The 1394-nt window shown below is 79.1% G+C and carries 2 protein-coding genes; one reads left to right on the top strand and one right to left on the bottom strand.

What is annotated here, in order from left to right; all coding sequences use genetic code 11:
* On the top strand, window positions 1-292 hold a 292-nt coding region (locus GTR00_RS20850; RefSeq protein ID WP_166613434.1), incomplete at its 5' end, for a DUF732 domain-containing protein.
* A 10-nt stretch (window positions 293-302) separates the two neighbouring features.
* Here GTR00_RS20850 and rsgA read toward each other — a convergent pair.
* A complete protein-coding gene (gene rsgA, locus GTR00_RS20845) occupies window positions 303-1394 on the bottom strand; it encodes a ribosome small subunit-dependent GTPase A (RefSeq protein ID WP_407659759.1) in 1092 nt (363 codons plus the stop codon).

Raw genomic sequence — 1394 nt, 5'->3', positions numbered from 1 at the left:
CGCCACGCCCGGCCTGCCCGCCGAGCCCGGCCCGGCGATCACCTCGCCCACCGCCGAGCAGCTCGACCGGCTCATCACCGCCGCCGCCTCCATCAAGCCGGGCCTCGTCGAGAACGCCGACACCCTGGCCCGGCGCGCCGACAGCACCTGCCTGGACCTGCGCGAGGGCGCGGACCCGGCCGCCGTGGTCTCCGACGTGCAGCGGCGCTTCAGCGGCGGCGGCGCCGACGGGCTGACCGAGGACGAGGCCGCCCGGCTGGCCGAGGCCATCCGCAGCACCGTGTGCCCCTGACCGCGCGCGCCTAGTCCTCCGGGGCCTCGCGGTCGCGGGAGTGGTCCCGGTCGCGCTCGCGCGGGCGCTCCTCGTCGCGCTCCCCGCCGCGCCGGGCCGCCAGCAGCCGCCGGAACGAGGCCAGCCGCGCCGGGCCGGCCGTGCCCGCCCGTCCGGAGGCCGCCCACTCGTCCAGGGCGCAGTCGGGCTCGTCGTGCGTGCACCCGCGCGGGCAGCCCTCCTCGCCGGGCAGCAGGTCCGGGAAGGCGTGCAGCACCGCCTCCGGCTGCACGTGCGCCAGCCCGAAGGAGCGCACCCCGGGGGTGTCGACCACCCAGCCGTCCCCGCCGGGCAGCTGCAGCGCCGCCATCGAGGTGGAGGTGTGCCGGCCGCGGCCGGTGACGGCGTTGACGTGCCCGGTGGCGCGCCCGGCGTCGGGCACCAGGGCGTTGACCAGCGTGGACTTGCCCACCCCGGAGTGCCCCACGAGGACGCTGGTGCGCCCGCGCAGCCGCTCCAGCACGCCCTCCAGGCCCAGCAGCTCCCCGCCCGGCCCGCGGGAGGTCACCACCGCGTCCAGGCCCAGCGGCGCCCACGTGGAGAGCACCTCCTGCGCGGGGCGCAGGTCGCCCTTGGTCAGGCACAGCAGCGGGCGCATCCCCGCCACGTACGCCGCCACCAGGCAGCGGTCCACCATCCGCGCGCGCGGCTCGGGGTCGGCGACCGCCGTGACCACCACGAGCTGGTCGGCGTTGGCGACGACCACGCGCTCGACCGGGTCGGTGTCGTCGGCGGTGCGGCGCAGCACCGTGCGCCGCTCCTCGATGCGCACGATGCGCGCCAGGGTGTCCGGGCGCCCGGAGACGTCGCCCACCAGGCCCACCCGGTCGCCGACGACGACGCCGGTGCGGCCCAGCTCGCGCGCCCGCATCGCCACGACCGTGCGCTGCGCGGGCGTGCCCGGCTCGGCCAGGCACGTCGAGCGGCCGCGGTCCACCTCCACCACCAGCGCCGGGACCGCGTCGGCGTGCGCGGGGCGCTCCTTGGTGCGCGGGCGCGAGCCGCGCCGGTTGGGGCGCACCCGCACGTCGTCCTCGTCGTAGCGGCGTGCGCTCACGGGCAC

This window comes from Kineococcus indalonis (assembly GCF_009906395.1).
GTDB classification, from domain to species: domain Bacteria; phylum Actinomycetota; class Actinomycetes; order Actinomycetales; family Kineococcaceae; genus Kineococcus; species Kineococcus indalonis.
The sequence above is the reverse complement of the archived record's forward strand: the minus strand, read 5'-3'. Positions and strand labels throughout refer to the sequence as shown.